This window comes from Nostoc sp., from assembly GCF_036918015.1.
In the GTDB taxonomy this organism is placed as follows: domain Bacteria; phylum Cyanobacteriota; class Cyanobacteriia; order Cyanobacteriales; family Nostocaceae; genus Nostoc.
Genome location: NZ_JBALEO010000042.1, coordinates 24,257 through 46,418 on the forward strand (window position 1 = coordinate 24,257; position 22,162 = coordinate 46,418).

The 22,162-nt window shown below is 41.5% G+C and carries 19 protein-coding genes; 13 read left to right on the forward strand and 6 right to left on the reverse strand.

Annotated features, from left to right (window positions below; all coding sequences use genetic code 11):
• Positions 1-145 precede the first annotated feature (145 nt).
• Positions 146-346, reverse strand: a complete 201-nt coding sequence (locus V7K61_RS09835; RefSeq protein WP_012407952.1) for a hypothetical protein — start codon at positions 344-346, stop codon at positions 146-148.
• Positions 347-506: 160 nt separating this feature from the next.
• On the opposite strand from V7K61_RS09835, the gene V7K61_RS09840 reads away from it, so the two are divergent.
• Positions 507-647 carry a hypothetical protein gene (locus tag V7K61_RS09840; RefSeq protein WP_194044144.1) on the forward strand — a complete coding sequence of 47 codons (141 nt, stop codon included), beginning with the start codon at positions 507-509 and terminating at the stop codon, positions 645-647.
• Between the two features lie 74 nt (positions 648-721).
• Here the strand turns inward: V7K61_RS09840 and V7K61_RS09845 are convergent, their stop codons facing one another.
• Both V7K61_RS09845 and V7K61_RS09850 read right to left on the reverse strand, forming a co-directional pair.
• A complete protein-coding gene (locus tag V7K61_RS09845) occupies positions 722-847 on the reverse strand; it encodes a hypothetical protein (protein WP_335053159.1) in 126 nt (41 codons plus the stop codon).
• 50 nt (positions 848-897) lie between these two features.
• Complete coding sequence (locus V7K61_RS09850) at positions 898-5,589, reverse strand: GAF domain-containing protein (RefSeq protein WP_335053160.1); 4,692 nt, start codon at positions 5,587-5,589, stop codon at positions 898-900.
• A 236-nt stretch (positions 5,590-5,825) separates the two neighbouring features.
• On the opposite strand from V7K61_RS09850, the gene V7K61_RS09855 reads away from it, so the two are divergent.
• From V7K61_RS09855 to V7K61_RS09870, 4 genes are all read left to right on the forward strand, one after another.
• On the forward strand, positions 5,826-6,149 hold the full coding sequence (locus V7K61_RS09855; RefSeq protein ID WP_335053161.1) for a YnfA family protein: 324 nt from the start codon (positions 5,826-5,828) through the stop codon (positions 6,147-6,149).
• A 698-nt stretch (positions 6,150-6,847) separates the two neighbouring features.
• The gene (locus V7K61_RS09860) at positions 6,848-8,200 is read left to right on the forward strand and encodes an ammonium transporter (RefSeq protein WP_442936307.1); all 1,353 of its coding nucleotides are present in this window, start codon (positions 6,848-6,850) and stop codon (positions 8,198-8,200) included.
• Positions 8,201-8,397: 197 nt separating this feature from the next.
• Positions 8,398-9,264: an SGNH/GDSL hydrolase family protein gene (locus V7K61_RS09865; protein ID WP_335053163.1), complete on the forward strand. Its 867-nt coding sequence runs from the start codon at positions 8,398-8,400 to the stop codon at positions 9,262-9,264.
• 117 nt (positions 9,265-9,381) lie between these two features.
• Complete coding sequence (locus V7K61_RS09870; RefSeq protein ID WP_335053164.1) at positions 9,382-10,590, forward strand: 4-hydroxy-3-methylbut-2-enyl diphosphate reductase; 1,209 nt, start codon at positions 9,382-9,384, stop codon at positions 10,588-10,590.
• A gap of 387 nt (positions 10,591-10,977) precedes the next feature.
• On the opposite strand, the gene V7K61_RS09875 is transcribed toward V7K61_RS09870, so the two are convergent.
• Positions 10,978-11,130, reverse strand: coding sequence for a lmo0937 family membrane protein (locus tag V7K61_RS09875; RefSeq protein WP_335053165.1), 153 nt, complete (start codon positions 11,128-11,130; stop codon positions 10,978-10,980).
• Positions 11,131-12,554: 1,424 nt separating this feature from the next.
• On the opposite strand from V7K61_RS09875, the gene V7K61_RS09880 reads away from it, so the two are divergent.
• The 8 genes from V7K61_RS09880 (at position 12,555) to V7K61_RS09915 (ending at position 20,097) form a co-directional block, all read left to right on the forward strand.
• A complete protein-coding gene (locus V7K61_RS09880) occupies positions 12,555-13,049 on the forward strand; it encodes a DUF2231 domain-containing protein (RefSeq protein ID WP_335053166.1) in 495 nt (164 codons plus the stop codon).
• Positions 13,046-13,651, forward strand: a complete 606-nt coding sequence (locus tag V7K61_RS09885; RefSeq protein ID WP_335053167.1) for a DUF2231 domain-containing protein — start codon at positions 13,046-13,048, stop codon at positions 13,649-13,651. Before V7K61_RS09880 ends, V7K61_RS09885 begins: the two co-directional genes overlap by 4 nt.
• 84 nt (positions 13,652-13,735) lie before the next feature.
• Positions 13,736-14,659 (forward strand): cytochrome c oxidase subunit II, encoded by a 924-nt coding sequence (locus V7K61_RS09890; RefSeq protein ID WP_335053168.1) that lies wholly within the window; start codon positions 13,736-13,738, stop codon positions 14,657-14,659.
• Positions 14,649-16,304 (forward strand): cytochrome c oxidase subunit I, encoded by a 1,656-nt coding sequence (locus tag V7K61_RS09895; RefSeq protein ID WP_335053170.1) that lies wholly within the window; start codon positions 14,649-14,651, stop codon positions 16,302-16,304. The genes V7K61_RS09890 and V7K61_RS09895 overlap by 11 nt, the downstream gene beginning before the upstream one ends.
• A gap of 125 nt (positions 16,305-16,429) precedes the next feature.
• A complete protein-coding gene (locus tag V7K61_RS09900; RefSeq protein WP_335053216.1) occupies positions 16,430-17,095 on the forward strand; it encodes a cytochrome c oxidase subunit 3 in 666 nt (221 codons plus the stop codon).
• A 38-nt stretch (positions 17,096-17,133) separates the two neighbouring features.
• Positions 17,134-17,379, forward strand: a complete 246-nt coding sequence (locus V7K61_RS09905) for a hypothetical protein (protein ID WP_099100767.1) — start codon at positions 17,134-17,136, stop codon at positions 17,377-17,379.
• Positions 17,380-17,526: 147 nt separating this feature from the next.
• Positions 17,527-18,894, forward strand: a complete 1,368-nt coding sequence (locus V7K61_RS09910; protein ID WP_335053171.1) for an NAD(P)/FAD-dependent oxidoreductase — start codon at positions 17,527-17,529, stop codon at positions 18,892-18,894.
• Between the two features lie 792 nt (positions 18,895-19,686).
• Complete coding sequence (locus V7K61_RS09915) at positions 19,687-20,097, forward strand: peptidoglycan-binding domain-containing protein (RefSeq protein ID WP_335053172.1); 411 nt, start codon at positions 19,687-19,689, stop codon at positions 20,095-20,097.
• 161 nt (positions 20,098-20,258) lie between these two features.
• Here V7K61_RS09915 and V7K61_RS09920 read toward each other — a convergent pair whose 3' ends face one another.
• Together V7K61_RS09920 and V7K61_RS09925 are read right to left on the reverse strand one after the other, a co-directional pair.
• Complete coding sequence (locus tag V7K61_RS09920) at positions 20,259-20,894, reverse strand: nucleotidyltransferase family protein (protein ID WP_335053173.1); 636 nt, start codon at positions 20,892-20,894, stop codon at positions 20,259-20,261.
• A gap of 5 nt (positions 20,895-20,899) precedes the next feature.
• Positions 20,900-22,057 carry an XdhC family protein gene (locus tag V7K61_RS09925; protein ID WP_335053174.1) on the reverse strand — a complete coding sequence of 386 codons (1,158 nt, stop codon included), beginning with the start codon at positions 22,055-22,057 and terminating at the stop codon, positions 20,900-20,902.
• Between the last annotated feature and the right edge of the window lie 105 nt (positions 22,058-22,162).

Consider the following 22,162-nt stretch of genomic DNA (forward strand, 5'->3'; position numbering starts at 1 on the left):
AACTATGCATTTAGAAATGAAGCAAAGGTTTATGTTTTAAACTTTCTTACCTTCTGCTTGAAAAGTGCTAAGTTACAAGTTCAGGGTGAATAATTAAAAGTGATGAGTAAAAGAAACTAATTTATTCAAAACTCCTAACTCCTATCTAACCATAGACAGCTTCAGGGCGAACGATCAAATCGCCACTAGGACGGCGATCGATTACGTAAGCAGAGAGGCGATCGCTATTCACATCTAAATGCCGAGCAACGCGCTCCTTCACCGCCACATCATTCATCCCTGCTGCAATTCCCAATTGGGTTTTTGGCACATCAACAGAACGTCCTTCAAATCGAATATGAACCATTGCAATCACCTCTTGTTTTAATTACGAATTACGAACTTGTACTGAGCGTAGTCGTTGGCGCAGCCTCTCGTAGAGAAGTATTACGAATTACGAATTCGTATTAGTGGATCTGATCGGGATTGAACCGATACCCTCCCTGTGAGAGTTACACTCACACCTCATGCAAGTTGAAAAAGCTGTGGTTACACCGCAGGAATTGAACCTGCAACTTATCGTTTTAGAGACGATCGCTCTACCATTGAGCAAGTATGTAAGCTTTTTCTGTCAGGGCACAAGTGACATCCGGGATCTCTACCGTTAGAGCTACAGACCCAAGGAAAGCATTATTGCAATGCTTTTGAGGAGGCTTTTCTTTTGTACTACAAATGTAATACGTTATTTACATAATGTCAAGTGTCGGGATGGATCGGGCAATTGTCCTTGATGTAGCGTCATGAAAGCGATCGCCCGACAGCATCGACCATTTTTCAGCCAGCAACAGAGCAGGTTGACTTGGTGCATAATCCAAGAGCGCCAGCGTTGTACATTCCATTGCTGTAGGCAAATCGCGCTCAGTGCCCACCTGCCCCCTGTCTCCTGCCTCCTGCCTGCTTTACGACTTTGTTTTTAATTAAAAAGTATTGAATGCAGTTGACAAATTCTTCTAATTCTGAAATTAAATTAGTAGTACCTTTAAGGTCTCGATCGCTAGCTAGTTGTTCTAGTTTGTCAGTTGCTAAGTACATAGCTGTGGCTCCAATGTTGGCACTAGCACCTTTAAGGTGATGAGTTTCTCGTGCTATTTGCCCAAAATCATCAGCTGCGATCGCTGTTTTAATTATTTCTAAACGGGGTTTAATATCTTCAATGGATATTTGCAATAAATTTAATTCAAATTCTTCATCATTTCCCGATATCCGATGCAAGTGTTCCCAATCAATTGCTAAGTCAGTGGAAACTGTCTGTTCATACACACCTACCTCTTGCTGGGAAACGATCACACCTGTCCAATGCTCTAAAGTCTCAGCCAATTTTTCTTTAAATACTGGCTTACTCAAATAGTCATCCATTCCGGCATTTAGACAGGTTTGTTCGTCTTCTTTCATCACATTAGCTGTCATCGCAATTACCACAGGACGATGACCCAATGCAAAAGCATCCTCTTGCCAACGATGAATTTCTTTTGTAGTTTCCAAACCATCGAGAATTGGCATTTGGCAATCCATTAAAATCAAATCGTAAGGAATTTTTTCTAATAGCTGCAAAACTTCCTTTCCATTGGCAACGACATCGGCTTTATAGCCCAAACTCTGGAGTTGCTTGAGTGCTACTTTTTGATTTACCAAATTATCTTCGGCTAAGAGAATTCTTAACTTGGATTTAGTAGAGGAGTTAGAAGAAGAAGTAAGAATACCTGAAGTTTCTGTACTCGAAATTTCTTCTGTAGCCTCTAGCGCCCTGCCTCTAAATCCTTGTTCTGATTCCGGCTGAGGTTCTAAAATATTTATGATGGCATCAAGGAGTCGTGATGGCTTAATGGGTTTGAATAAATAAGTAGCAAATCCGATTTTGAGCGCCTGTTGTACTTCATCCCGTTGATTAGTAGAGGCGAGCATAATCAAAGGGATATTAGCAATTGCAGAATTGGCTGGAATTTGTTCTTTTATTGTCATCCCATTTGTTTGGGCTATTTGCATATCAACCAAGGCAACATGATATGATTTCCCCTCCTCGCTAGCTTGCTGAATAATTTTAACCGCCGCAGCAATACTGTCAGCTCGATCTACCTCCATTCCCCAATGAGTAGCTTGATGGGAGATGATTTTATAATTAGTAGTGTTGTTATCCACTACCAATAAGCGGCGATTTTGCAAAAGTCCGCGTTCGCATTTTGGTTCAACAGGCTCAACTTGTTTGGTAAAAAGCACCTCAAACCAAAACTTAGATCCTTTGTCCATCTGACTTTCTACCCCAATCACTCCTCCCATCAAAGTTACAAGTTGTTTACAGATGGCTAATCCCAAACCGGTACCACCATACTTGCGAGTGGTCGAAGCATCCACTTGGGTAAATGGTGTAAAGAGTTTGCGTTGGTCTTCAGGGCTAATGCCAAGACCTGTATCTGTAATGGCAAAATGGATAGTGGCTGTAGTCGGAGAAAGCATACGCAATTCGGCTTGCACTAATACTTCGCCAGCACTGGTAAATTTGATGGCGTTGCTGATTAAGTTCATCAAAATTTGCCGCAGTCTACCAGTATCTCCTTTGAGTTGAGTGGGTACATTGCGATCGATTATTGCAGCAATTTCTAATCCCTTGTTATGGGCTGAGGGAGCCAATAATTCCACCACTTCTTCCACACAAGTGGATAGGTTAAAATCGAGAGTTTCGAGAGCCATCTCTCCAGCCTCAAGTTTGGAAAGATCCAAAATCTCGTTGATTAAACTTAAAAGAGCGTCTCCACTACTCCGAATTATTTCAATAAAATCTCGCTGTTCTTCGTCTAAAGGAGTATCTAAGACCAAACTGGTCATCCCCAATACAGCGTTCATCGGAGTGCGAATCTCATGACTGATATTTGCCAAAAAAGCACTTTTCGTCTGAGAAGCTAATTCAGCTTGGCGACGGGCAATTTCAAGTTCTTGTCGCTGACGAGTTTCTGCTGCTAATAGTTGGGCTTGGGTTAAAGCAATACCTACTTGGTCGGCTATTTGCCGCAAAAGATCGGTTTCAAAGCTAGACCAGTGGTGGGAATCATCACACTGATGAACTATGAGCAAACCGCGAAGTTCTTCTTTAACAAGAATGGGCACAACTAAATTGACTTTGACCCCAAACTGTTGCATTAATTCCAGATGGCTTTGTTCAACTTCCAGGAGATCCAAGTTATCCAGTCCGAAAATCTTGCCTTGACGGTACTGCTGTAGATAGTACTGTTGGAGATATTCTGCTTCAAAGTAGGGGGCGGCGTTGTTTTGCTCTTTGATTGCTGGTAAGCCAGAAACTACTGCTTCAACAACGGTGTTTGCAGACTGATCTGGCATCAGCTGATAGATTAAAACTCGGTCAGTCTGGAGAATCTTTTGTACCTCTTCGACAGTGATTTGGAGAATTTCTTCGATGTCCAAAGATTGACGAATCTTCAGGGTGATTTCGGTAAATAGTTGCGATCGCAAATTTTGGCGTTGTATTTCTTCTTCAGCCTGTTTACGCTGGATAAATTGCCCTACTTGCTCGCCGATAGAATTCATCGTTTTTACTAAATCTTCGTCAAGGGGCTGGATTTCCCGGTTGAAGCAGGTAATCACACCAAGTATTTTGTTACCGCTGCGGATCGGAAAACCAAAAGCTGCATGTAATTCTAATTGAGCAGCTATTTTGAAGTTAGGCAAATTAATATCTTTAGCGATATCAGCGATCCAAACAGATTCAGAACTAGCCCAAACCCTTCCAGGTAGTCCAATTCCAGGTGCAAAGGTGGTTTGCCGCTTCAGTATTTCAATCTCTTGCATTTCAATGGATGCTTTATGCCAGATATCCAGAAAATGCAGCACATTTGCTTGCTCATCTACCATCCAAATTTCACCCAAATCCCATGCCAAACTCTCACAGATTCCTTGCAATATTTGGCGAGTAGCTTCGCTAATTGTGGCGGACTCTGCGAGGACGCGGGTTGCAGCATATTGTGCAGTCAGATGCTGTTGTGTTCGTTTGGCATCGGTAATGTCAATGCCAGTGCCAACGATGTATTCAACACAGCCCTCATAGTCTTTTAAGATGGTATTCGACCAGGCAATCAGCCGCCGACTACCATCTTTCATTACCCAATAATTTTCATAATTATTGGAAATTTGACCAGTTACGATCTGGTCAAAAACTGCTTTAACTGGCTCCACTTCTTCAGGAGGTAGAAACAAGTTCCAGCTATACCTACCCCTCACCTCATCAAAGGAGTAACCAGTTATTTGCTCACAGGCTTGATTGAAACGAACGATTTGCCCTTGAGAATCGAGAACTATTACCAACGCACCGACTGTATCAAGGACTGCTGAGATAAAGTTGTGTTCTTGGTTTAAGGTTTCTTCTGTCCTCTTCCGCTCAATAACTTCACGATAGATCGAGTAGTAGACTACAGCAAGAACGATAAGACTTAGGCAAATAACGATCGCCATTGTCAGAATTGTGTTCCGAGTCCAAGTCTTTGCTGCTTGTGACTGCTGTCGGATTCGTCCCCTATCCTGGTTTTCCATCTCATTGATTGCCTTGCGGATATCATCCATGAGATTTTCTCGATCGTTTTTCAGCAGTACTTGCAACGCCGCCTCTAATCCCTTTTTCTGGCGCAAGTCGATAGTCTGTTTTAGTTCAGTAAGTTTAGCCGTTATCAGAAATTCAAGCGTTGCAATCTGCTTTTGTTGGTTCGCTTGAGCTGCTGTTAAATTCCTCAGCTTGGCAATTTCTCGATCGACGTTATCAAGTGCTGTTTGATACGATTTTAGATAAAGTTTTTCTCCAGTGAAGATGTAACTACGTTGTCCAATTTCAGCATCCTTTACCTGGGACAGTATTTCCTCTAGGCTGTTAAGTTTTTTATAAGTATTTTTTACTATACTGCGATTAAAATTAGTAAATACTCTTGTATTTTGATAAGAAACTACCCCAATCAGAACTAAAATTATTGACGATAAACCAAAACTTGCTGCAATCTTTTTGAAAAATTGCTTGCGTACCCTATGTACTTGGTTGCTTTTCTTGGAAGCAAGTACCAAACTTGCTAAATTTCGGCGCAATTCCAGTTGCTTAATGACTTGACGACCTAAAGTTCGTAATGCCTCTATTTGTTCTGGAGTAAGTTCTCGTGGTGCGTAGTCAATTACACACAGGGTTCCGAGGGCGTATCCTTCAGGGTTAGTTAAAGGTACACCAGCATAAAACCGAATATTTGGGTCAGATGTCACCAGTGGATTTGTTGCAAACCGTTCGTCATCTCTTGCATCAGGCACGATAAAAATATCAGGCTGGAGAATGGCATGGGCACAGAATGCGAAATCTCGGTGCGTTTCTGGGGCTTCCATTCCGACTTTTGACTTGAACCATTGGCGATTTGTATCAATTAAGCTAATTAAGGCAATAGGAGTCTGACAAATATACGAGGCTAAACGAGTCAGATCGTCAAAGGTGGCTTCCGATGGCGTATCGAGAATCTTATACTGCAAAATTGCCTCGATTCTCTGGGCTTCGTTATCAGGTAATGGTGCTTTCATCCTTGAGCCTTATCTACATTCTGGGGAGCTGGGGAGCTGGGGAGCTGGGGAGCTGGGGAGCTGGGGAGAGTTCTTGTACAAGTTTTTTCCCCTCTGCCCCTCCGCCCCTCCGCCCCTCTGCTCTTGTGCCCCATGCCCAATTTGGTTAACAAACTTACCTTTAATTAATGACAATAGTTTACTTAAAAGCGTTAGCGTAATTTTACTGAGTTATATGTTATTAAATAATCGGTCAAATGATTAAGTCCCTGCTGTATTTTTTGTGGGCTGGTTTATTGGAAATTGGCGGCGGCTACTTAATCTGGTTGTGGTTGCGCGAAGGTAAGCCGTTCTGGTGGGGCATATTGGGGGGAATTGCTTTAGCTTTCTATGGGGTTATTGCAACTCTCCAACCGGCAAATTTTGGCAGAGTGTATGCGGCTTATGGCGGCGTGTTTATCGCAATGGCAATGCTTTGGGGTTGGAAAGTAGACGGGGTAACTCCAGACCGCTACGACTTAATCGGAGTATGTTTAGCTTTAGTGAGTGTTTTAATTATCATGTTTGCTCCCAGAACTTAAGTAAAATTTCTATATTATTTGGAACCAATAACTTTTATCGAACAGAATTCAGGAGTCAGGAGTCAGAATTCCGAATGAATTTTGACCGAAGTACGCATCTGCATATCTACGCGTTTATGTGGGAGATTATAGAAACTAACTCATGATGCAGCATTTTGCAACTACATGAGGTATAGTCCTCCCCAACGCTCACGCAATTTGCTTCTTTCTTGAGCGGCACGAGTAGGGTATTTCTGTACCTCATATTGGCCTAGCCTCTATCTCCGACACCTATTCGCGTTCGTAGAGATGTTTAAATCTGCTGTATATTTGTGTAAATTCTCTGAAAATACTGGTGATAATTTACGATACCTGTAAATTATCACCAGTATTTTGGTTTGTAACAGTAGGTAACTAAAAATTTGGAATTTTGTCAGGCTTCAATAAAATGCTATTCTTCTCTTTAAAAAAAAAGATGCAATGTAATGATTGCGTGTTTATACGCTAATTTAAATCCTGGCAACTACAATCTGGATTATATTTTTGTTAACATTTCAAGAAAATTCAGGTTAAGTAACTTTTAAGACAAAAATGTGTCCATAAAAGTAATCAAATGTAGTTAAGGATACAAATCGTTGGTGCTTAGGAAGAAAAATAAAGTGTTGAAGAAAGTTGTGATGATTGGAGCTATCACCCTACTGTTTTTAGGAGGGCCGTTGATGGGCAATGCTTTTGCCCAAACCCCAACTGCTGCTCCACCTACTGCTGATACTGGAGATACGGCATTTATGCTGATCTCAGCAGCACTTGTGCTGCTAATGACACCAGGATTGGCGTTTTTCTATGGTGGATTTGTGCGATCGCGCAACGTTCTAAACACATTGATGATGAGCTTTGTGTTAATGGCGATCGTCGGAGTTACCTGGATTCTGTGGGGCTATAGTCTTTCCTTTGCGCCAGGTTTACCGTTTATCGGTGGATTGCAATGGCTGGGGTTGAATGGTGTCGGGTTAGAGATAACCGATTATCTTAAAGGGTCAAATCCGCCGGAAGTCGTCTCTTATGCCGGAACAATACCCCATCAGGCATTCATGATCTACCAAGCCATGTTTGCCATTATCACCCCAGCCTTAATTTCTGGGGCGATCGCAGAACGGATGAGTTTTCGCGCCTATTCGCTGTTTGTCTTACTGTGGTCAACCTTTGTTTACGCTCCCCTGGCCCACATGGTCTGGGCGAAAGGTGGATTTTTAGGTTTGTATGGTGGTTTGGGTGCCCTGGACTTTGCAGGTGGCACAGTAGTTCACATTAGTTCTGGGGTTTCAGCCCTGGTAGCTGCGATCGTCCTTGGGCCTCGCAAAACCCATCCCGATCGTCTTAGCCCGCCGCACAATGTTCCTTTTATTTTGCTGGGTGCTGGCTTGCTGTGGTTTGGTTGGTTCGGTTTCAACGCTGGGAGCGCCCTATCTGTGGCTAGTGGAACCTCTGGTAATGTCGTCACAAATGTGGCAACAACAGCCTTTGTCGCCACCAATGCGGCGGCGGCGGCAGCGGCTTTAATGTGGCTAATTTTGGAGAGTGTTTTACGGGGTAAACCAACCGCCGTGGGAGCAGCTACAGGAGCCGTCGCTGGTTTAGTCGGTATCACTCCCGCCGCCGGATTTGTCACACCGCTATCAGCGATTTTAATTGGTTTCGTTACCGCCTTTGTTTGCTTTTATGCGATCAGTTTCAAGCACAAGCTACAAATTGACGATGCTTTAGATACCTATCCCGTGCATGGGGTTGGTGGTACGATAGGGGCAATTTTAACAGCCATCTTTGCCACGACTCAAGTCAACGGAGGAGGTAAAGATGGAGTGTTACGGGGTAATTTTGGTGAATTGGGAGTTGAACTAGTAGCAATTGCCGTTGCCTATGCGATCGCAGGTGTTGGTACGTGGATTATTCTCAAAGTTATCGATGCTACAGTCGGGCTGCGAGTCAAAGAGGAAGCAGAATTGCAAGGTTTGGATATCAACGAACACGGTGAAGAAGGTTACAACTCCGAGTTTGGGGATCGTCCTACTTAGTAATGAGTGCTGAGTGCTGAGTGCTGAGTGCTGAGTGTTGAGTTAGGAGTTAGGAGTTAGGGGTTAGGGGTTAGGAGTTAGGAGTTAGGGGTTAGTCTGTTTGCTTCCCCTTCTCCCCACTTTCCAATTGAAGATTGGGTAATTTGCGATCGCTAGCGTTAAAATTTGATTCAAATAATTGGTAAATTTCGCTAGTCGTGTCTACATCTGCAAAAACCTTTCCTATCTGGGCATTTTTCTCGCTGTTAACCAACGGCATCTTAATGTTGGCGGTCATCCTGCTAATTTCGCAACAGCAGAGATTGGCCGCTTTTTTTGGGATAATCGCATCCCCACAGCCAATCAACCTGAATAATTCACCGCAAATTGCTACACCTGATTTAGGTCGCCGTCACCAACTCAGTTATCAAGAGTGGGTAGATATCCTCAACCAAGAAGCCAAGGTCGCCGCTGACCAACATCCTCCGCATTTAACCATCCTGGCGGGAGATTCTCTGAGTTTGTGGTTTCCCCCTGAGTTATTACCCGAAGGTAAAAATTGGCTCAATCAAGGAATTTCTGGTGAAACCACCAATGGACTCTTAAAAAGATTAAAAATATTTGACCGCACCCAGCCAGAGGTGATTTTTGTGATGATTGGCATTAATGACCTAATTCGGGGGATGAGCAATGGGGAAATTTTAGATAATCAGCGGCAAATTATCAATTACCTACGAAAGACGCATCCCACAGCGCAAATTGTTGTCCAATCGATTTTGCCACATGGGGCAGAAGCAGCAACTTGGAAAGGACGAGATAAACTTCTGGCTGTTGCCAATAGTCGCATTCGCGAGTTGAATCAGCAGCTGCAAAGCATATCTACCAAAAAAGGTGTCAAATATCTCGATTTACATCCCCTGTTTACCAACAAGCAAGGAAATCTCCGCCGTGAATTTACTACTGATGGCTTACACTTAAGTCCTGAAGGCTATATGGTTTGGCGTTCTGCATTGCAGATTTATAGCGAGATTGAATTAAAACCCCAGCAAGAAAAAGAGGGGAAAAGGTTAAAGAGTAAAGAGTAAAGGCATTAAATCCTTTTCCCTTTGCCCCTCTCTGATAATATCTTTGAAGACAACTCTGTATTAATCGCGTCTAGGCGCGAGAAAATAAGAAATAGTGAGTTTAAGTAGACAAATCTAATGGATACAAAAGCTTTTAAGCGCAGCCTCCAACATTCAGAAAATTACAATCGCAAGGGCTTTGGTCATCAAGCAGAAGTTGCTACCCAGTTGCAATCTGAGTATCAGAGTAACTTGATTCAGGAAATTCGCGATCGCAATTACACCCTACAACGAGGTGATGTGACAATCCGACTAGCACAAGCCTTTGGCTTTTGCTGGGGCGTAGAACGGGCTGTAGCGATGGCCTACGAAACTCGTCAGCATTTCCCCACAGAACACATCTGGATTACTAACGAGATTATCCACAACCCTTCTGTAAATCAGCGGATGCAGGAGATGGAAGTAGAATTCATCCCCATTGAAGGAAAGAATAAAGACTTTTCTGTTGTTGGAATTGGTGATGTAGTCATATTACCCGCTTTTGGGGCTAGCGTTCAAGAAATGCAGATACTTCACGAGAAAGGCTGCAAAATTGTTGATACAACTTGTCCTTGGGTATCTAAAGTTTGGAATACAGTAGAAAAGCACAAAAAAATTGACTATACATCAATAATTCACGGTAAATATAAGCACGAAGAAACAGTTGCGACTAGTTCCTTCGCTGGCAAGTATTTAATTGTATTGAATTTGCAAGAAGCAGAATATGTTGCTGACTATATTATCAATGGTGGCAACCGTGAAGAATTTCTGACAAAATTTGCGAAAGCTTGTTCAGCAGGATTTGACCCCGATCGCGATTTAGAAAGAGTTGGCATTGCTAACCAAACTACAATGCTTAAAGGCGAAACTGAGCAAATAGGCAAGCTTTTTGAGCGGACTATGTTACAGAAGTATGGCCCCACTGAGTTAAATCAGCATTTCCAAAGCTTCAACACCATTTGTGATGCCACTCAAGAACGGCAAGATGCCATGCTGGAATTAGTGGAACATAATTTAGATTTGATGGTAGTAATTGGTGGGTTTAATTCCTCGAATACTACTCAGCTGCAACAAATTGCCTTTGAGCGAGGAATTCCTTCTTACCATATTGATACTGTTGAACGCCTGAAATCAGCATATTCTATTGAACATCGGCAATTAAATGGGCAGTTAATAACTACAGAAAACTGGTTGCCTGATGGAGAAATTGTTGTAGGCATTACTTCTGGTGCTTCTACCCCAGATAAGGTGGTAGAAGATGTAATTGAGAAGATTTTTACATTAAAAGCAACAGGTGCGTTGGTTTAACTGTTCTCAGAGGGACTTCCAAATAAAAAACATCCAATTACTTCTTGTGGGGTAGGCAGGGTTCGACTGAGAGTAGCCGAAGTCTTGCCTGCCTTACAAGATTGGATAATTTATTTGTTATAGATTCCTCAATTATCGATTTCATTTTTGGCGAAACACCACACCAATATCAGTTATCGGTAACTAGTGTTCACTGTTTGAATAATTTGTAAAAAACGAAAACAAATGGCTATCTATGAAGCAAATTAGCAAAGGGTATGATTTGACTCGTTGCGCTAACCCTGACATTGCTGCTCGATTAGCTGTTCGCCTGCAACTTAACCTCTCTTGGCAAGCAAACAAGGGACTATGATGTACCTTACTATGATGAGGAAAAGTTCTATTTATTTACACATCCCGCGCTTTGAAAAAATTATAGATAGCAAGGGCAATGGCTAAAAGCAACACCGCATGAATTAGATTTCCGGCAATATGAAGTGCCAGTCCTAATGCCCAAAAAGCAACCAGTATAACAACAATACCCCAAATTATACTCAACATATTATTTGTTCTGAATCAAATCAGTTTTAATTTGTTCAAATATTTTACTCCCTAGCTTCACTTTTATTCTATTTGCCCTAAGAAAGATTATTTTGCGCTATTACTCCAAGTGGCTTGGTATGCTTAATATTTCGTCACTATTTAATTAGATAAAGGTCAATACAGTTCAGTTAAGTAAAGCGCAACCCAACAAAGCTCAGAAAATGTTGGTTTATCCTTCTCCTCTGGAGACGTTACGCGTAGCTTGCTTCCCGTATCACTTCGTAGAAGGAAGCTACGTTCTTCAAACCCACCTACTCAGTTTAAGATTTTTGGCGCTAACCCAAGCCTATTGACATAAAGGTAGCGGCTGTGGGCCCATCATTATCTCATACGACAGGATGCTTTATAGTCGAGTCTCTTCGAGTCAAGCGCAACCGTATAATTGCGTTGTTCTCATTTACTGCTTTCAATCCAGAAAAAGGCAAAGCTAATTGACTGGTGCTGGTTATCAGAAACAGAAATATCTACAAAATTCACTCCTAACTTTGTGGAAGTAAAAATATCCCGTGTCCACACAAGGTCATATCCTCCTTGGTCTTGGTCGTCTTTGGCTTCACCTTTAGAAGACTTTCATGATTCTTTAACTATTCTGACTCCTGTTAGCGATAGCGGGGCGTTTAGCCCATTCTGACTCCTGAATTCTTACGTTTAAAATCTCATAGTATTTTTCTAATCTATCCAGAGAACGATAAGTAACATATTATTTGACTCAATAATATTTCAATGGTTTGTCATTTCTGTGACAACAGTATGTTTTTATTTTTAAAGTTTGTAAAATTGTAATATTTTAAAGCTCATATCCAATTCAATCACGATTTATGGTATATTCAGAGCAACTTAGATTATTGGCTAAAGCAAACTTTTTAGTTAATCAATTGAAAATACAAGATGACATTATATAAGCATTCAAAAACTTTTTATACGCATCTAGAGTGTCTCATTAGATTAGCTATTATCAAACAAGAATCTCGTCCAGAATAACCATTTTTTAGTTTTTTTAAATAACAATTGATTTATAATAATAATCAAAAGTATAGTTATTTATATAGGAATCCGGTTTGATTTCTGAAAAAAATTAAGTATTTGTAGGGTGCGTTATGACTTTAGTCTAACGCACCAAACCCTTGAAAATGGTGCGCTACGCTTCGCGATAACACACCCTACGTGTTGTTAAAAAATCAAATAGTAATCCTATAGTAAGTATGGAATCTTTTTATTTCAAAATTTGCTTAAAAAAATTTCGGTGCATCGTAAATTTTAAATATTTTTTAATTGGTTGATCTGTGACGTTAGCACAGTATTCTTGAAAATATGAATGGTGCGTTAAGTGGATGACAATTCCATGCAACGCATATATATTTAGACCCATGAAGGAGAAAGCGATGCCTGCTCTGTCTCTAAATAACCAAAATTTACCATACCCTGACCCTCTACACCCCATCATTGTCCACTTTGTAATCGCGATGGTGCTTTTTTCTTTCGTGTGCGATGTGCTGGGCTATTTCACCCGCAATGTGCGGTTGTTTGAGGTGAGTTTCTGGAATATGTTTGTGGCCTCAGCAGCTATCTTTTTAGCGGTGATTCTTGGTCAGTTTGAAGCAGGTTTGGCGAACATCTACCCAGCAGTCCAACCAACACTGAATTTTCATACAGTGATGGGTTGGTCGTTGGCGGCTATTGTCGTTGGCATTACAGCTTGGCGTTTCGTGATTCGCAACAGTACTCCACGGAAAGTTCCGCCTGCTTACCTTGGTGCTGCAACGTTTTTAGTCTGCTTAGTGTGCTTGCAAGTCTATCTAGGAAGCAAGCTAGTTTGGGTGTATGGGTTACACATCGAGCCAGTTGTGCAAGCGATGAAGCAGGGAGTTTCACCATGAACTGGCAGCTAATTGATCAGTTGAGGTTGAGGCTGAATGCTAACGGATTACCTTATGAGATTCCCATACATCCGCAACTGGTGCATTTAACCTTGGGTTTGTTCATTATTGCCATTATTTTTGATATTGCCGGAGTGCTTTTTGCTTTAGAAAAACCAATCTTCAAATTTTTAGGTCTGCCTACCCTGCGTTCTGGTTTCTTTGATGTCGGCTGGTATAACCTCATAGGAGCCGCTTTTATCACCTTTTTCACCGTGGCAGCAGGTTTTTTCGAGCTACTGCTAGCAAATCCACCAGTCGATCAAAAGAGCGCTTGGGGGTTAACTGCTGGTTGGACGATGCTTTTGCATGGTTTGGGTGGCGTTTTGTTGTTGGGAGCGATCGCAGCCATGACAATATGGAGAGGTTTGCAACGCTATCGCTGGCGCAAGGATGCTTCCAGGCAGGTGCAGTGGAGTTACTTGTTAGCAGGTATGGGAATATTGGCAATATTATTCGTTCACGGAACTTTGGGGGCGCAATTGGGAGAAGAGTTTGGCATTCACGTTACTGCTGCGAAGTTACTCCAAGAAGGTAAAAATCCAAATTTACTACTCAAATAATCAAGCGATAAGTACTGTCTTCAATTTTGAATTTTGAATACTTCGGCTACGCTCAGTACAAGTTTTGAATTTTGAATTGTTAATATGTTTAGTTTTTGGGAATATGTACTAATAGCATTTTATGTCGCAGGGCTGATAATTGTCAGTCGATGGATTGGACAACAGGCATTTTCTTGGATGCCTCCCCAGGCGACAGCAGAAGCACAACGGGTAGATGATTTATTTAGCTTTTTAGTCTCAATTGGAGCATTCATCTTGCTGGGGCTGGTTGGTGTGATGGTGTATGCGATCGCTTTCCATCGTGCCCCCCCAGAAGACTACACCGAAGGACACCCTTCTAGAGGTAATGGGAAGTTAGAAATATTATGGACAGCTACCCCAACTCTGTTAGTAATATGGATTGCCTTTCAAAGCTTCAATATTTATCAGCAATTAAATATTCTCGGTTTAAACCAAATTGTGCATTTGCACGCGCCCCTAGAATCTACGCCCGCCTACGCCGCGAACGTCAGCGATATTCCCAAACCTGCATCTGAAACAATTGATGTTTTCGTTAGGCAATGGGATTGGTCTTTTCGCTATCCAAATAACCTTACCACTAAGGAATTACACTTACCGCTCAATCGCAGCACTCGCTTAAAGATGCAGGCAGAGAAAGTAATTCACGGCTTCTACATTCCTGAGTTTCGTTTAAAGCAAGATATTGTTCCAGGGCGGAATATTGACATTGTGATTACACCCATTCGCTCAGGTAAATATCGACTGAAAGATTCTCAATTCAGTGGTGCTTATTTTGCCTTGATGGAGGCAGATGTATACGTTGAATCTCTTGATAAATATAATCAGTGGCTCGCGCAAACAATCTCTAGCGAAACTACAAATACTAAAAATCAGGCAGTTGCCGAAAATATCCAACCACCAAAGACATTATTTAAAAGCGGCTGGTACACCGTCGCACCGGCTCAACCTGCTGTAGCGAATCAAAGGAAGATAGATAATGACACATGATTTAAGTGAAGCTATAGCCAAAGATAGAGAACCTGAGAATAACTGGCGAGAATATTTCAGCTTCAGCACTGACCATAAGGTAATCGGTGTTCAGTACATGGTGATGACCTTCATTTTCTTTCTTCTCGGCGGGCTATTGGCGATGATTATCCGGGCTGAATTGCTTACCCCGGAAGCAAATCTAGTTGACCGCCCCCTCTACAATGGTTTGTTCACCATGCACGGGACAATCATGATTTTCCTGTGGATTATTCCCTTCAATGCAGGTCTTTCTAACTACTTAGTACCCCTGATGATTGGAGCGCGGGATATGGCTTTTCCCCTGCTCAACGCCATCTCTTTTTGGATTCTACCACCAGCCGGTCTGCTACTACTGTCTAGTTTCTTACTACCTAACGGGACTGCACAAGCTGGCTGGTGGTCTTATCCACCAGTTAGTCTGCAAGTTCCAGCCGGTCAGTTGATTAACGGTCAATTTATTTGGATAGTTAGCCTAGTATTAATCGGCATCTCCTCAATTATGGGGGCTGTCAACTTTGTTACTACTATCTTTTGGATGCGATCGCCAGGGATGACATTTTTTAGAATGCCCGTCTTTGTGTGGTCAGTTTTTAGCGCCCAGTTGTTGCAACTGATTAACTTGCCTTCCTTGACGGGTGCATTGATACTGCTATTGCTTGACCTCTCCTTCGGTACACAATTTTTTAAACCGGAAGGAAGTGGCGATCCCATCATCTACCAACATTTATTTTGGTTCTATTCTCACCCCGCAGTGTATATCATGGCGCTACCAGCCTTCGGTATTATTGCGGAAGTTCTGCCAGCCTTTGCTCGCAATCCTCTATTTGGCTATCGATCAGTGGCGATCGCAACTTTAGGTATTGCTGGGATTAGCATCTTCGTTTGGGTGCATCACATGTTCACTAGTGCAACCCCCGGCTGGATGCGGATGACCTTCATGGCCACCTCGATGTTAGTTGCTATACCCACAGGTGTGAAGGCATTCGCTTGGACTGCCACAATCTGGAGGAGCAAATTGCACCTAGAGACACCAATGTTATTTGCAATGGGAGGTGCAGCGATGTTTATTTTTGGCGGTGTCACAGGTGTGATGCTTGCCGCCACGCCATTTGATATCCATGTCAATAATACTTATTTTGTCGTGGGTCACTTCCACTACATCGTTTTTAATACTATTACGATGGCAATTTTTGCCGGAATTTACTTCTGGTTTCCCAAGATAACTGGCAGGATGTACGCCGAGGGTTGGGGTAAACTGCATTTCTGGTTGACCTTTATTCCTGCCAATATCACCTTTTTCTCCATGCATCCGTTAGGTTTGCAAGGGATGCTACGCCGAATTTCTTCCTACGATCCGCAGTATCAGGGATGGAACGTTATTGCTAGCCTGGGATCGTTCTTGCTTGGAGCATCTACGCTGCCCTTTATTGCTAACATTGTCGGTTCTTGGCTATATGGAGCGAAGGCAGTTGATAATCCTTGGCACGCTACAGGATTGGAATGGACAACTTCTTCACCACCTCCGCGAGATAACTTTGAAGAGATTCCTGTTGTCACCAGACCTCCTTACGATTATGGCGATCCAAAATATTCATTCGTGGAAAATTCTGATGATGGTGAGTAATTATGTGCTTTTTTAACGCAAAGGTACGCGGAGGTTAGCGCAAAGGTACGCAGAGGTTTTGTCATAATTCCCTATGTCCAAAAATCTAGATGGAACCTGAATTTATTAATTACGAATTACGAATTATGCAACATCGCAGCATCCATTTAGATGAAAGTCCGATCCGTTTCGATCGGTGGCGGCGACGCTTACCGAATTGGTTACAGCGCTTTTTGCCAAGTGGTGGCGGAAGTCATGAAGATCATCATGGCAAAGGAATGTTTGGGTTTAGTGTATTCCTATTGTCGGAAAGTATCATTTTTTTGAGTTTTATCTTTACTTATGTTGCTCTGCGACTAAATACTACTAACTGGCTACCACCCGGTATTTCTGGGCCAGAATTGTCTAAACTCGTGATTATTAATACGGTAGTTTTACTTTCTAGTAGCTTTGTGATTCAACCAGCAGAAAATGCCCTCAAACGTAATCAATTGGGTAAATTTCGCGGGCTATGGCTGATAACGATCGCAATGGGAATCTACTTTTTAATTGGTCTATTAATTGAGTGGAAAAATCTCGATTTTAAGCTCACTACAGGATTAGTTGGTTCCACATTCTATTTGCTGACAGGTTTCCACGGGTTACACGTTCTGGCGGGTGTTGTGCTTCAGATAATTATGCTGATTCGCTCATTCATTCCAGGCAATTATAATAAAACTCACTTCGGTACAAGTGCGACTACTCTATTTTGGCACTTTGTTGATGTAGTTTGGGTCTTCCTTTTCTCGCTTATCTACCTTTGGCGAGCATAAAGATTTTCAGTTCACTAAGTATTTTCAGGAGAAACTTTATGAATTTATTCATCCAAGAATTACCAGCATCAGAACTCGCGCCAAAAGCAGTTCAAGAAACTCCCGCACCAGGTAAAGATCCACTCATTGCACAAGGTTTACAAAAAGAGCAATATATTGGCATTATTGGGTTAGCGATCGCTCTCATTGCTGCTGTGGGATTTTTTAGTCGCAGAGTCGAATACGCTATTGCTTTCGCTTTATTCCTCAGCGTCTTTTTAATTGCGTTATTTTTATTTATATAGCGAATTTGTCATTGGTCATTAGTATTTTCGTAAAAGTCTTAATTTTAGACTTTTTCTTTCCACTTCTGCGCCTTTGCGTGAGACAAAAAAATCTGGATTTAAATGCGTAACATCCTAGAAAATTCCTGAGACTTTGGAGAATATTTTATGAATAGCCCAGTTTACCAAACTGTGATTCTTGGTGGTGGCTTCACCGGCTTATTTACAGCCTTACACCTAGCTCACGAACATTATCCTCGCTCTGTAATTTTGATCGATCAAAATGAAAGCTTTTGTTTTAAGCCATTACTTTACGAATATTTCAGTGGCGAGATGGATGCTTTTCAAGTAGTACCACGTTTTGCAGAATTGCTTAAAGGTAGTGGTGTCATCTTTGTTCAAGATGCAGTGGAATCGATAGACTTACATCAACAACAAGTCAAATTAGCTTCGGGAAACTCTTACAACTACAGTAACTTAGTCTTAGCTTTGGGTAGTGTTACTGGTTATCATCATCTTGAAGGTGCTAAAGAATACGCTTTTCCTTTTTGGACAGAAGCAGATGCGATCGCTCTTGAGCGACATTTAGGCGATTGTTTGCAAAAAGCAATCAAAACTGAAGATCCAGAACAACGTCGCCAACTGCTAACAGTAGTTGTAGTTGGTGGTGGTGCGAGTGGTGTAGAAATGGCAGCCACCTTAGCTGATTTACTCCCACATTGGTATAGTGCTATGGGAGGAAATTCTAGTGAAATCCGTGTGGTATTACTCAATCACGGTAAAGAAATTCTCAATGGTGATATTAACAATCCTCTGCGTCCAATTGCTGAGAAAGAATTACAAAAACGCGCGATCCCAATTGAAATACTTACGGGAGCAGAAGCCACTACTATTCATGCCAACGCCATTGAATATAAACGCAATGAGCAAATTGAGACATTGCCAACATATACCGCAATCTGGACAGCTGGCACTTCTATTCACCCACTAATTAAAGATTTACCAATTTCTCAAGAACATCGCGATCGTCACAACCGCCTCTTAGTTACTCCGACAATGCAACTACTCGACTTTCCAGAAGTATTTGCAGGCGGGGATTGTGTAGCAGTTCAAGATAATTCACTACCGCCAACAGCCCAAGTTGCTTATCAGCAAGGAGCCAATATTGCCCAAAATTTGAAAGCATTAGCTTTAGGCGAAGACCTCAAACCAGCAAAGGTAAATCTACGCGGAACTCTCTTAAAATTAGGGTTAAATGATGCTGCTGCTAACCTTTTCAATGTTTTTGAAGTTGCAGGAGAATCCGGGCATTTAATTCGTCAAGGTACTTATTTAACGCTATTGCCAACACCAATTCATGACTTTAAAGCAGCTAGTGAATGGGTGGATGAAGAGGTTTTTCATCACCACCTCGATCCTCATGATGTGGGCAAAAAAGTTGTTCAAGCAGTGGAAGTTGTTGGTGCAGGAGTTATGGGTATTTTAGCTGCCAGAAAATTATTGAAAATGTTGGGTTCGGAGGATAAAAGAGACTAGTAGTCTGTCCCATTAAATATAATGGGTGAACTCCTTCTTAACTTTTCTTCCTTCTCTGCGAGACGCTGCGCGAATGCGGTTCGTTTCTTTATCCCTCAAAATTAATGGGACAGACCATTAGTAATCTATCAAGTTTAAATTGATGGGTAAACAAGTTCGTAGAGAAGGGGGCTTCCCCTGGGTAAGGCCTTTAGGGACTTCCAAGAAATAAATTAAATTATCCAATCTTGTGGGGTGGGCATCTTGCCATTGGTGTCAACTTAACGTAAAAGCCATGTCCCGCAAGGAACTGAAGTTCCTTGCTAATAGCTTAAGTCATCTAAAGATGACTAAATATAGCCAAAAATCTTTAGTCTACTTGAGTAGACTTTAGCTAAAAGCCAAAGAAATTCATTTCTGGGCGGGCGTGGAAGCCAACAGATAAGCTATTTGTAACTTAAGTTGACACCAATGGCGAGACGCCCACCCCACAATAAATAGTTGTATATTTTTTATTTGGGAGTCCCTTAGTGCTTAGAAAATAAGGACTAAAGTCCTTACTACAAACTCTTTATTACTAGCGCAATTTCGTGCGACATAAATTTTAATACATTTAGTCATGGTTTTGTCACAATTTCGCAATAGCTTTGTCAATACGACGTGTGATGCTATAGCTCTGGCTTCGGAAATAGTCTCAGACTAAACCCACACACCAGAATCTACAGAAGAGAATCACTTAAGGCACAGTACCTTATGAAGATGACTCTTAAAATAGAAATTGCAACATCTCATACAGTTGAAAGGAACAAGAAGATGAATTGGAAAGTACTTGCTTTGCTCCCTGCTTTGACTCTAGCTACTGCTATACCTGCTTACTCTTTAACTAATAATAAAAGCCAAAATTCGGCTACTTCTACCCACATTGCCCAAAGTACTCAGCAAGGCAACACTATGAAAAAACCTAGTGCTGTAACAAAGGTTAGTGCCAAGCACAAGTCGAATCATGTGGCAAAGCGTAGTTCTGGTACTGTACTGACAGTAGGCAGCAAAGGAGAGACAGTGAAAACTGTTCAGAATTCTTTAAAACAGCAAGGATTCTATACAGGAAGTGTGAATGGCGTGTTTGATAACAAGACTCGTGCCGCTGCGATCAAATTTCAGAAATCTAAAGGATTAAGAGCAGACGGAATAATTGGACATCGGACTTTAGCCGCTCTTAAATAAAATTGTTTACTAATATCCTCATTGCTAAAATGCTTTAAAGACAAAAGGCTAGGAAATAAATTCTAGCCTTAAAATACTAACCCAACTTTTTCTATTTTTCATCTGTGTAGGTCGGAGAGCCAGCGCGGTCTTCTCTATTTGTTCACTTTTAGGAATCTTGTTCAAGATACTTCAAAAATTACTTTAGTAATTGATAGCAATTGTTCGTAATCCTTTGGTGTATCAATATCTATATCTCCTAGTGGGAACGGAATAGAAAACACTTCATTAAGATTATTATTAATAACTTTTTTTGCTCCTGAAGTTTCTTTTAAAGCGGCAAGTTCTGAAAAAAATGTCTGACTAAATAGAGCAGGTACGCCTAATGTATCTCCATATTCACAAGCAATAATTGGTTTTTTTGTCGAATAATATGCATCAACAAGTTGATTGATCGTTTGGGGAGAAACAAATGGCTGGTCGCAAAGTGTAATAACTACTGCTTCTATTTTTTGCGGAAGATTATTTAACAATTCAATACCACTCTTGATTGAAGTACTCATTCCACAAGCCCAATCCGAGTTCTTAACTACTCTAACGGGAAGTTGTTTAATTTGGGGATGAATCTGTTCTGCGTTGGCTCCAAGTACTACTACCACAGGTTGACAAACTGAAGCGATCGCAATTTCTGTAGTATATTGTAAAAAACTACGCCCTTGGTAAAGCAATAGTTGTTTCGGTGTACCCATCCGTGTAGATGCACCAGCAGCAAGAATTATAATGGCTATGGTTGATTTCTCGTTGTCTATAGCAGTCATAAAAACTATGTGGTAAGTAGCAAGTTTGAGTTGCTTTCATAAGATTGGTGAATCGGTTGATTGCGATTTCTTAAAAAATTACCATTACGGTTTGCTAGCACTGCTTGAATTTCTGCAATAATAGCGATCGCTATTCCTTCAGGTGTATCTGCTCCGATATCAATCCCAATCGGGCCATGCAATCTGGTTAATTGTTCAGTAGTATAAACTATTCCTTGCGAACCTAAATCTTCAAGCAATCTTTCAGTACGCGCCTTTGGGCCTAAAACCCCTATGTAGCGCGCAGGAGATGGCAGCAATGTTTTCAAAATTTCTAGGTCATCAAAATAATTATGCGTCATCACTACAGCAACTGTGTTGACATCTATAAATACCTGTTTTTGGACAATTTCTCGCCGAGTCAGAATCACATCACAAGCTATTGGAAATCGTGCTTTAGTTGCCTCATTAGCTCGACAATCGACTACAGTAATGTCCCAACCTAATGCTTGAGCAAACTGTGCTACGGGTATAGCATCATAACCTGCACCAAATATTACTAAAGGCGTGGGTGGTTGGATAACTTCAATAAAAACTTCTGCACTGCCTAAAGGTAACTGATAGTTTTTTACATTAGACTTTTGATTAGTAAAAGCTGCTTGAGTATCTACTTGCAGAGATTGAATTAAATTTGGATCTTTGATGTCAGCGATAATTTTACCATCAGGATACAGCAGTAAACGCGACCCAAGTTTCACATCTACCTTGCCTTCAAAGGCAAAGACTGTAGCAATAATACCCAAATGTTTTTTATGAAAGCACTCTTGCGTAAAAGCGATCGCATTTGGTGAACTTTCTTTTTCAAGACGTTCGATGAGAACTTGCACTGTCCCATTGCACCCCAAACCAAAGCCCCAAAGAATATCTTCCGAGGCGGTGTTATCGTAAGTAACAACAATTGCTTCGCCGTCCGACATTCGTTGTTGAGTATGCTCAAATACGTCGTTTTCCAAGCAACCAGCGCTGATTGTTCCAATCATCCGACCTGTATCTGTCATCAACATTTTAGCACCCGGTCGGCGATAGGTGGAACCTTGAGTTTTGACTACAGTAGCAAGAAAAGTAATTTCACCATTTTTTTGACTTGACTGGAAGCCTTCTAAAATTGCTTGTAATTCGTTCATTTGATTGCTGATTTTTCTGTTTCTAGCAGTTTATAAACTTGAGTAGGCAGTCTCAATGGAAACAATGTGATGACTGTGCCATTGTGCATCGCTGCTAGTCTCAAA

What these genes read in the sequence shown, in the direction of transcription:
- V7K61_RS09835 (WP_012407952.1), bottom strand. Translation starts at nt 346, where the DNA reads ATGGTTCATATTCGATTTGAAGGACGTTCTGTTGATGTGCCAAAAACC.
- V7K61_RS09840 (WP_194044144.1), top strand. Translation starts at nt 507, where the DNA reads ATGCAAGTTGAAAAAGCTGTGGTTACACCGCAGGAATTGAACCTGCAA.
- V7K61_RS09845 (WP_335053159.1), bottom strand. Translation starts at nt 847, where the DNA reads ATGCACCAAGTCAACCTGCTCTGTTGCTGGCTGAAAAATGGTCGATGC.
- V7K61_RS09850 (WP_335053160.1), bottom strand. Translation starts at nt 5,589, where the DNA reads ATGAAAGCACCATTACCTGATAACGAAGCCCAGAGAATCGAGGCAATT.
- V7K61_RS09855 (WP_335053161.1), top strand. Translation starts at nt 5,826, where the DNA reads ATGATTAAGTCCCTGCTGTATTTTTTGTGGGCTGGTTTATTGGAAATT.
- V7K61_RS09860 (WP_442936307.1), top strand. Translation starts at nt 6,848, where the DNA reads ATGGGCAATGCTTTTGCCCAAACCCCAACTGCTGCTCCACCTACTGCT.
- V7K61_RS09870 (WP_335053164.1), top strand. Translation starts at nt 9,382, where the DNA reads ATGGATACAAAAGCTTTTAAGCGCAGCCTCCAACATTCAGAAAATTAC.
- V7K61_RS09875 (WP_335053165.1), bottom strand. Translation starts at nt 11,130, where the DNA reads ATGTTGAGTATAATTTGGGGTATTGTTGTTATACTGGTTGCTTTTTGG.
- V7K61_RS09880 (WP_335053166.1), top strand. Translation starts at nt 12,555, where the DNA reads ATGCCTGCTCTGTCTCTAAATAACCAAAATTTACCATACCCTGACCCT.
- V7K61_RS09885 (WP_335053167.1), top strand. Translation starts at nt 13,046, where the DNA reads ATGAACTGGCAGCTAATTGATCAGTTGAGGTTGAGGCTGAATGCTAAC.
- V7K61_RS09890 (WP_335053168.1), top strand. Translation starts at nt 13,736, where the DNA reads ATGTTTAGTTTTTGGGAATATGTACTAATAGCATTTTATGTCGCAGGG.
- V7K61_RS09895 (WP_335053170.1), top strand. Translation starts at nt 14,649, where the DNA reads ATGACACATGATTTAAGTGAAGCTATAGCCAAAGATAGAGAACCTGAG.
- V7K61_RS09900 (WP_335053216.1), top strand. Translation starts at nt 16,430, where the DNA reads ATGCAACATCGCAGCATCCATTTAGATGAAAGTCCGATCCGTTTCGAT.
- V7K61_RS09905 (WP_099100767.1), top strand. Translation starts at nt 17,134, where the DNA reads ATGAATTTATTCATCCAAGAATTACCAGCATCAGAACTCGCGCCAAAA.
- V7K61_RS09910 (WP_335053171.1), top strand. Translation starts at nt 17,527, where the DNA reads ATGAATAGCCCAGTTTACCAAACTGTGATTCTTGGTGGTGGCTTCACC.
- V7K61_RS09915 (WP_335053172.1), top strand. Translation starts at nt 19,687, where the DNA reads ATGAATTGGAAAGTACTTGCTTTGCTCCCTGCTTTGACTCTAGCTACT.
- V7K61_RS09920 (WP_335053173.1), bottom strand. Translation starts at nt 20,894, where the DNA reads ATGACTGCTATAGACAACGAGAAATCAACCATAGCCATTATAATTCTT.
- V7K61_RS09925 (WP_335053174.1), bottom strand. Translation starts at nt 22,057, where the DNA reads ATGAACGAATTACAAGCAATTTTAGAAGGCTTCCAGTCAAGTCAAAAA.